This is a genomic window from Pseudomonas sp. CGJS7 (assembly GCF_036961695.1).
Map to the genome: position 1 here is coordinate 43,102 of NZ_JBAMDI010000082.1, position 8,780 is coordinate 51,881.

The window sequence follows — 8,780 nt, forward strand, 5'->3', positions numbered from 1 at the left end:
GTCATGCGTCAAGCACTGCCCTTCGCGCTGGCAGCCCTGCTACTGGGCGGCTGCACCAGCCACAAACCCGAAGATTTCAACGGCATCTGGATCAACCAGGAAGCCATCACTGCGGCGGTCAAAGCCGGCAGCCTGCGCCAGGCGCTGAATGAGCACGGCCCAGTGTTCGAGTGGAAGCTCGACGTGGCCAATCAGCAAGCTAGCTATAGCAATGGTTTCGAGGCCGCTGACGGCCAGCTGAGCGCCAATGAAAAGCAATGGCAGGCCCGTTTCCAAGGCGGCCAGACCGAGCAGCTTTCGCTCGATGGCGACGAGCTGCTGGCCGTCGACCAGAACGGCACCAAGCAGACCTTTGTGCGCGCCAAGGCGCAGGCTGCAGCCAATGCACCACTGGGCAGCAGCTTCGAGAAAGCGCTTTACCAAGCCTACCTGGGTGGTAACTGGAAGATCGTCGAAGGCCAAGGCAAGGGCGCCAGCGTGCGCTTCAGCGACACCGGCAACGTCACCGGCCTACCCGGACCGGACCGCTTCGCCCTGTGCCTGGCAGGTGATTGCGCGACCATGGGTGGCAACAATGACAGCCTGTGGCTGGAGCGCAACCAGCGTGGTGCACCGTTCATCATCAAGCGCGATGGTGACAAGCTGGAGATTTTCCAGGCAGTGAACCGTGCACAGCCGGATGAAATGCCAGAGCTGGCAGCGGGCAAGCGTCAGTGGACGCTGGAGCGCAGCTGAGATGATGCGCGGTCCCTGTAGGATCGGGTTTACCCGCGAAGAAGACACCGCGGTGGATGGCACGGGCTTCGCCCGTGTTCGCGGGCAAGCCCGCTCCCACAGGGATCGCGCCAGCTTTTAGAAATTGAGCAAGACAGTTGCTCCCACAAGGCATCGCGCCAGTTGCCAGCTAGGCTTTTCCTGCCAGTATCGCGGCGTAGCCTTCCTTGTAGCTCGGATATACCGGCGCCCAGCCCAGCGCCCGCGCCCGGGCATTGCTGCAGCGCTTGCTGCCAGTACGCCGCACCCGCTGCTCATCGGACCATTCGGTAACGCCCATATACGCCCGCAGCCAGGCCACAACATCGGCCAGCGGCGCCGGGTCATCATCGACGCCAATGTAGCAGTCGTCCAGAGCCTTGCCATCAGCATCGGCCTGCAGCAGAAACGCCAGCAGGCTGGCGGCATCTTCGGCATGAATGCGGTTGCCATACAGCGGCGGCTCCTCGGCAACGCGGTAACCCTGACGCACCTGGCTCAGCAACCACTCGCGCCCTGGGCCATAGATACCGGTCAGGCGGACCACGCTCGCCGGGATGCCGCTGGCCAGTGCCAACCGTTCAGCCTCCAGCATCACACGCCCGGAATAGCCCTCGGGCTCGGTGGCAGCGCCCTCAGCTATCCACTCGCCGTCCTTCTGCGCATACACGCTGCTGCTGGAGACGAACAATAGCCGGCGCGGGCGTTGGCCACGCTCGGCCAACCAGGCCAACACATGGCGCAAACCATCGACATAGGCTGCTTGGTAACCCGCCTCATCGTGCTGGCTGGCCGCCACGCAGTACACAAGGTAGTCCAGCGGGCCCTGTGGCCAGGCCTGCGGTATCGACGGTTCGGCCAAATCTGCGGCAACCGGCTGAACCCCTGCGGGCAGCTGACCAACAGAACGGCGCAGGCCGCTCACCTGCCAGCCTTTAGCCAACATCTGCCTGGCCAGACGCCCACCCACATCACCACAACCCACCACCATCACGGAAAGGTCTGACATCTCTAAACTCCCTAGACCAATAGATCAGCCTGGCCACGCTACACGATGGGCGGCTAGACCATAGGCGAAAAAAGCTACAATATTACTTTTGTTAACAAGAATTACTTGCAATAATGGCGGCCAAATTGTTCTCGGCCTACATCGAGGCCTTGGAGAACGTTCACTTTTTCTTCATCAGGTCCGGCCAGCATGACACGTACTCAACCTTCCGCTTCGCCAACCCCGTCGCGCGCCTGGCGCGCCATCGCCGCGCTGACACTCAGCCTGGTGCTGGCCCCGGTGGCCATGGCCGATGAGCCAACCACCAACGCCGCCACACCTGCTGCTGCCACTGCCCCGGCCGCACCTGCTGCTGCCCCGGCGGATGCACCGGCGCCTGATGCCACTGCCAGCAACCCGGCCGCAGCAGACCCGAGCGTTCAAGCCCTGGTCGAAGACACCTCGCTGGGCATGGCCCATGACCTGTCCCCATGGGGCATGTACAAGAACGCCGACATCGTGGTGAAGATCGTCATGATCGGCCTGGCCATCGCCTCCATCATCACCTGGACCATCTGGATTGCCAAAGGCTTCGAGCTGATGGGCGCCAAGCGTCGCCTGCGTGGTGAAATCGCCCAGCTGAAGAAGTCCACCACCCTGAAAGAAGCCAGCGAGGTCACCAACAAGGAAGGCACCCTGGCCCACACCCTGGTCCACGACGCCCTCGAAGAGATGCGTCTTTCGGCTAACGCTCGCGAAAAAGAAGGCATCAAGGAGCGCGTCAGCTTCCGTCTGGAGCGCCTGGTGCATGCCAGCGGCCGCACCATGAGCAGCGGCACCGGCGTCCTCGCAACCATCGGCTCCACCGCGCCGTTCGTCGGCCTGTTCGGTACCGTATGGGGCATCATGAACAGCTTCATCGGCATCGCCAAGACCCAGACCACCAACCTGGCCGTCGTTGCCCCAGGTATCGCCGAAGCGCTGCTGGCCACTGCTCTGGGCCTGGTTGCGGCAATCCCGGCCGTGGTCATCTACAACGTCTTCGCCCGCTCCATTGCCGGTTACAAGGCGCAGGTGTCCGATGCCTCCGCCCAGGTACTGCTGCTGGTCAGCCGTGATCTGGACCACCAGGGTAGCGAGCGCGCCGCCCCGCACATGGTGAAAGTGGGGTAAGCCATGGGCCTGCATCTCAACGAAGGTGGCGACGACCTCGCCGAAAACCACGAAATCAACGTTACGCCGTTCATCGACGTGATGCTGGTGCTGCTGATCATCTTCATGGTCGCCGCCCCCTTGGCTACGGTCGACATCAAGGTCGACCTGCCGGCCTCAACCGCCAAACCGGCGCCAAGGCCGGAGAAACCGGTGTTCGTCAGCGTCAAGGCCGACCAGAAGCTGTATGTCGGCGACGATCAGGTTGCTGCACCCGATCAGCTTGGCCCGATGCTCGACGCCAAGACCAAGGGTGACAAGGAAACCACCATCTTCTTCCAGGCTGACAAAGGCGTGGATTACGGCGACCTGATGGAAGTGATGAACAACATGCGCGCGGCCGGCTACCTGAAAGTCGGTCTGGTAGGTCTCGAGACGGCAGCCAAGAAATGATGAAAACGCGCTCTAACATGGCGCGCTACGGTGGCAGCCTGGCGATCGTGCTGGGTGTGCACGTGGTCGCCGTGCTGCTGACGCTCAACTGGTCGGTGCCACAGGCCATCGAGCTGCCCCCGGCAGCGATGATGGTCGAACTGGCACCGTTGCCGGAGCCTGCGCCACCACCACCCCCAAAGGCAGCTCCGCAGCCACCGGCCCCGGTCGAGGAACCACCGTTGCCGAAGCTGGCAGAAGCGCCCAAGCCCAAGATCGCCATCCCCAAGCCGCCCAAGCCGAAGGCCAAGCCCCAGCCGCCCAAGCCCGAGAAAAAGCCTGAGCCGCCGAAGGAAGCACCACCCACCGAGCAAACGGTGGACGCACCGCCCAGCAACTCGCCACCGCAGAAGTCCGCGGCACCGGCACCGAGCATTGCGTCCAACAGCAACGCCTTGCCAACCTGGCAGAGCGACCTGCTGCGCCACCTTGCCAAGTACAAGCGTTACCCGGAAGACGCGCGCCGTCGCGGCCTGCAAGGCATGAACCGCCTGCGCTTCGTGGTCGACGCCGAAGGCAAGGTCGTGTCGTACTCCATGGCCGGTGGCTCAGGCAGTGCCGCACTGGACCGGGCGACCCTGGAAATGATCCGTCGGGCCGGCACGGTACCCAAGCCGCCACCCGAGTTGCTGAACAATGGCACGATTGAAGTCGTGGCACCGTTCGTCTACTCACTGGACCGCCGCTAAGACTTTTGCTTCTGTCACAATTCGGCAAGTCTGATAACGTGCGTCTATCGATTGCAGCCGCTATGCTGGGCCCGCAACTTCATGGACGCACGTTATGACCCTTACAGAATTACGCTACATCGTCACACTCGCCCAGGAACAGCACTTCGGCCATGCCGCCGAGCGCTGTCACGTGAGCCAACCCACCCTGTCGGTCGGTGTGAAGAAGCTCGAGGACGAGCTTGGCGTTCTGATCTTCGAGCGCAGCAAAAGCGCAGTACGCCTGACCCCGGTCGGCGAAAACATCGTCGCCCAAGCGCAGAAGGTACTGGAGCAGGCCCAGGGCATTCGCGAGCTGGCCCAGGCCGGCAAGAATCAGCTGACCGCTCCGCTCAAGGTCGGCGCCATCTACACCGTCGGCCCCTACCTGTTCCCGCACCTGATCCCGCAGCTGCACCGCGTGGCGCCGCAAATGCCGCTGTACATCGAAGAAAACTTCACCCACGTACTGCGCGAAAAGCTGCGCAACGGCGAACTGGACGCGGTGATCATCGCCCTGCCGTTCAACGAAGCCGACGTGCTGACGCTACCGCTATACGACGAACCGTTCTGCGCCCTGATGCCTGCCGACCACCCATGGACGGCGAAAAAGACCATCGACACCGCCATGCTCAATGACAAGAGCCTGTTGCTGCTTGGTGAGGGCCACTGCTTCCGTGACCAGGTACTGGAAGCCTGCCCTACCCTGAACAAGGGGGGTGAAGGCTCAAGGCACACCACGGTCGAATCCAGCTCGCTGGAAACCATCCGTCACATGGTGGCTTCCGGCCTTGGCGTATCGATCCTGCCGCTGTCGGCAGTGCACAGCCATCACTATGCCCCCGGCGTCATCGAAGTGCGCCCGCTGACGGCACCGGCACCGTTCCGCACGGTAGCCATCGCCTGGCGCGCCAGCTTCCCGCGGCCAAAGGCCATCGAGATCCTCGCCGATTCGATCCGCCTGTGCTCGGTCGCCAAAAACCCTGCGGAACAACCGGCCTGAGTCATGAGTGAGCTGTCGAAGGTCCCGGTCACAGTACTGAAAGGTGTGGGCGAGGCGATGGCGGAGAAACTCGCCAAGGTCGGCCTGGAAAACCTGCAGGACGTGTTGTTCCACCTGCCCCTGCGCTACCAGGACCGCACGCGCGTGGTGCCAATCGGCCAGCTGCGTCCCGGCCAGGATGCGGTTATCGAGGGTGTGGTCAGTGGTGCCGATGTGACCATGGGCAAGCGCCGCAGCCTGGTGGTGCGCCTGGGCGACGGCAGCGGTGTGCTGACATTGCGCTTCTACCACTTCAGCAACGCGCAGAAAGAGGGCCTGAAGCGGGGCACCCACCTGCGCTGCTACGGAGAAGCCCGACCCGGCGCTTCGGGCCTGGAAATCTACCACCCGGAGTACCGTGCGCTGAACGGCAACGAGCCACCACCACCGGTGGAGCAGACCCTGACGCCAATTTACCCGTCCACCGAAGGCCTTACCCAGCAACGCCTGCGCCTGTTGTGCCAGCAGAGCCTTGCGCTGCTTGGCCCGCGTAGCCTGCCCGACTGGCTGCCTGACGAACTTGCCCGGGACTACCAGCTGGCACCCCTGGACGAAGCCATCCGCTACCTGCACAACCCGCCGGCCGACGCCGACCTCGAAGAGCTTGCCGAAGGCCAGCACTGGGCCCAGCATCGCCTGGCTTTCGAAGAATTGCTGACCCATCAGCTGTCGCAGCAACGCCTGCGCGAAAGCCTGCGCAGCCTGCGTGCGCCGGTACTGCCCAGGGCCACGCGCCTGCAGGCGCAATACCTGGCTAACCTGGGCTTCCAGCCGACCGGCGCGCAGCAGCGGGTAGCCAACGAAATTGCCTACGACCTTAGCCAGCACGAACCGATGATGCGTCTGGTGCAGGGCGACGTGGGTGCCGGCAAGACCGTGGTCGCTGCACTGGCGGCGTTGCAGGCGCTGGAGGCGGGCTACCAGGTGGCATTGATGGCACCCACCGAGATCCTCGCCGAGCAGCACTACATTACCTTCAAGCGCTGGCTGGAACCGCTGGGCATCGAAGTCGCCTGGCTAGCCGGAAAACTCAAGGGCAAGGCCCGGGCAGCCTCCCTGGAGCAGATCGCCAACGGCGCACCCATGGTGGTCGGCACCCACGCACTGTTCCAGGAAGAGGTAAGGTTCAAGCACTTGGCCCTTGCGATCATCGACGAACAGCACAGGTTCGGCGTACAGCAACGCCTGGCCCTGCGCAAGAAGGGCGTGGCCGGCGAGCTTTGCCCGCACCAATTGATCATGACCGCCACGCCTATTCCGCGCACCCTGGCCATGAGCGCCTACGCCGACCTGGACACCTCGGTGCTCGACGAATTGCCGCCAGGGCGTACGCCGGTGAACACCGTGCTGGTGGCCGACAGCCGCCGCTTCGAAGTGGTCGAGCGGGTACGCGCCGCCTGCGCCGAGGGGCGCCAGGCCTATTGGGTATGCACGCTGATCGAAGAGTCCGAAGAACTCACCTGCCAGGCCGCCGAAAGCACCTATGAGGAGCTTGGCAGTGCGCTGGGTGAACTGAAGGTGGGGTTGATCCATGGGCGCATGAAACCGGCAGAAAAAGCCGAGATCATGGCCGAGTTCAAGGCTGGCAACCTGCAGCTTCTGGTCGCCACCACGGTCATCGAGGTGGGCGTGGACGTGCCCAACGCCAGCCTGATGATCATCGAGAACCCCGAGCGCCTGGGCCTTGCGCAGTTGCACCAGCTGCGTGGCAGGGTTGGCCGGGGCAGCGCCGTGAGCCATTGCGTGCTGCTGTACCACCCGCCGCTGTCGCAGATCGGCCGCGAGCGCTTGGGGATCATGCGAGAGACCAACGACGGCTTCATCATCGCCGAAAAAGACCTTGAACTGCGTGGCCCGGGCGAGATGCTCGGCACCCGCCAGACCGGTCTACTGCAGTTCAAGGTCGCCGACCTGATGCGCGACGCCGACCTGCTGCCGGCCGTGCGCGACGCGGCCCAGGCCTTGGTATCACGCTGGCCGGAACACGTCAGCCCGCTGCTGGACCGCTGGCTGCGCCACGGCCAACAATATGGCCAAGTGTGACGCTAGTCCCAGAATGGATCCAGATTTGCTCGCAGGCTGGTTATACTTCGCGTTTAAAAGATACAGTGGATACGGACCATGACTGAAGTTGCCCTGGAAACCGCAACCCCACACGCCCCCTCCGTCATCAGGCTGCTGCTCGACAAACTCGGCGTGCCCTACCGCCAGGTGGTCGAACACTCGCACCTGCCTGCGGCTTCGCGGGTGCAGGCTGTCCTTCTCGACGACGAGGTCGGCGCCCTCATGGTGCTGTTCCCGCAGAGCCACCTGCTGGACCTCAACCGGCTGGCCGAGCTGACCGGGCGCAAGCTGACCGCCGTGTCGGTGCCGCGCCTGAAGCAGATGCTCGACAAGCACCACCTCAAGGCCCTGCCGGGCATCCCGGCGCTGACCAGCTCGCCATGTCAGTACGAAAAGAGCCTGCTCGACGCTGAAACTGTCTTTATCCAGTCAGGCGAAGCCGGCCTGTTGCTGGAAATTGAACGCGCACACTTCAAGCGCATGCTGGCCAAGGCCAGCGCCAGCAGCTTCGGCCAGCAAGTCGAAGCGATCAGTCCCAATCTCGACCGCCCCGATGACGACACCCGGGAAATCACCGATGCGGTCCAGGCCTTCACTGCCCGACGCATTCAGAAACGCCTGGAAGAAACCATCGAAATTCCACCGCTCGCCGACACCGCGCAGAAGATCATCAAGCTGCGGGTAGATCCCAACGCCAGCATCGACGACATCACCGGCGTGGTCGAAACCGACCCGGCGCTGGCGGCACAGGTGGTGAGCTGGGCTGCATCGCCCTACTATGGTTCGCCGGGCAAGATCCGCTCGGTGGAAGACGCCATCGTGCGTGTACTGGGTTTCGACCTGGTGATCAACCTGGCCCTGGGCCTGGCGCTGGGCAAGACCTTGAGCCTACCCAAAGACCAACCGCAGCAGGCCACGCCCTACTGGCAACAATCGATCTACACCGCCGCGATCATCGAAGGCCTGACCCGCGCCATGCCTCGTGCAGAACGCCCCGAGGCCGGGCTGACCTACCTGGCCGGGCTACTGCACAACTTCGGCTACCTGCTGCTGGCACACGTGTTCCCGCCGCACTTCTCGCTGATTTGCCGCCACCTTGAGGTCAACCCGCATTTGAACCACACCTATGTGGAGCAACACTTGCTGGGCATCAGCCGCGAACAGATCGGTGCCTGGCTGATGAAGCTGTGGGACATGCCAGAAGAGCTGTCGACTGCCTTGCGCTTCCAGCACGATCCGGCCTACGACGGCGAATATTTCGCGTTCCCCAACTTGGCGTGCCTGGCCACCCGCCTGCTGCGCTCGCGAGGTATAGGCTCAGGGCCGCAGGAAGAGATACCTGACGAACTGCTGGAACGCCTGAGCATTACCCGGGACAAGGCCGAGGATGTGGTGAACAAGGTGCTCGAAGCAGAGAACCTGTTGCGTGAGCTGGCTTCGCAGTTCCATGCACCGCATTAAGCATTAACACATAGCCTGTGGGAGCAACTGTCTTGCTCAATTTCTAAAAGCTGGCGCGATCCCTGGACTGCCCCCAAGAAGTTGGACACCAATCCAACCCTTGGGGGATCTATGGGTAAGT

At 63.2% G+C, this 8,780-nt stretch carries 8 protein-coding genes; 7 read left to right on the forward strand and 1 reads right to left on the reverse strand.

The annotated features are described in order from the left end of the window. Nucleotides 1-3: 3 nt before the first annotated feature. Nucleotides 4-735, forward strand: a complete 732-nt coding sequence (locus tag V7787_RS35005) for a lipoprotein (RefSeq protein ID WP_010955801.1) — start codon at nt 4-6, stop codon at nt 733-735. Between the two features lie 169 nt (nt 736-904). On the opposite strand, the gene V7787_RS35010 is transcribed toward V7787_RS35005, so the two are convergent. Next, nucleotides 905-1,762 carry an NAD-dependent epimerase/dehydratase family protein gene (locus V7787_RS35010; RefSeq protein ID WP_064493086.1) on the reverse strand — a complete coding sequence of 286 codons (858 nt, stop codon included), beginning with the start codon at nt 1,760-1,762 and terminating at the stop codon, nt 905-907. Nucleotides 1,763-1,951: 189 nt separating this feature from the next. On the opposite strand from V7787_RS35010, the gene exbB reads away from it, so the two are divergent. The 6 genes from exbB (at nt 1,952) to V7787_RS35040 (ending at nt 8,659) form a co-directional block, all read left to right on the forward strand. Continuing rightward, complete coding sequence (exbB, locus tag V7787_RS35015) at nt 1,952-2,914, forward strand: tonB-system energizer ExbB (RefSeq protein WP_020192139.1); 963 nt, start codon at nt 1,952-1,954, stop codon at nt 2,912-2,914. Between the two features lie 3 nt (nt 2,915-2,917). Continuing rightward, nucleotides 2,918-3,346 (forward strand): TonB system transport protein ExbD, encoded by a 429-nt coding sequence (gene exbD, locus V7787_RS35020; protein ID WP_003253367.1) that lies wholly within the window; start codon nt 2,918-2,920, stop codon nt 3,344-3,346. Further along, nucleotides 3,343-4,074, forward strand: a complete 732-nt coding sequence (locus V7787_RS35025; RefSeq protein ID WP_010955804.1) for an energy transducer TonB — start codon at nt 3,343-3,345, stop codon at nt 4,072-4,074. The genes exbD and V7787_RS35025 overlap by 4 nt, the downstream gene beginning before the upstream one ends. Nucleotides 4,075-4,168: 94 nt before the next feature. Then, the gene (locus V7787_RS35030; protein WP_003253362.1) at nt 4,169-5,095 is read left to right on the forward strand and encodes a hydrogen peroxide-inducible genes activator; all 927 of its coding nucleotides are present in this window, start codon (nt 4,169-4,171) and stop codon (nt 5,093-5,095) included. Between the two features lie 3 nt (nt 5,096-5,098). After that, nucleotides 5,099-7,177 (forward strand): ATP-dependent DNA helicase RecG, encoded by a 2,079-nt coding sequence (recG, locus tag V7787_RS35035; RefSeq protein ID WP_064493087.1) that lies wholly within the window; start codon nt 5,099-5,101, stop codon nt 7,175-7,177. 78 nt (nt 7,178-7,255) lie between these two features. Continuing rightward, nucleotides 7,256-8,659, forward strand: a complete 1,404-nt coding sequence (locus V7787_RS35040) for an aminoacyl-tRNA deacylase and HDOD domain-containing protein (RefSeq protein ID WP_336091966.1) — start codon at nt 7,256-7,258, stop codon at nt 8,657-8,659. Nucleotides 8,660-8,780 lie beyond the last annotated feature (121 nt).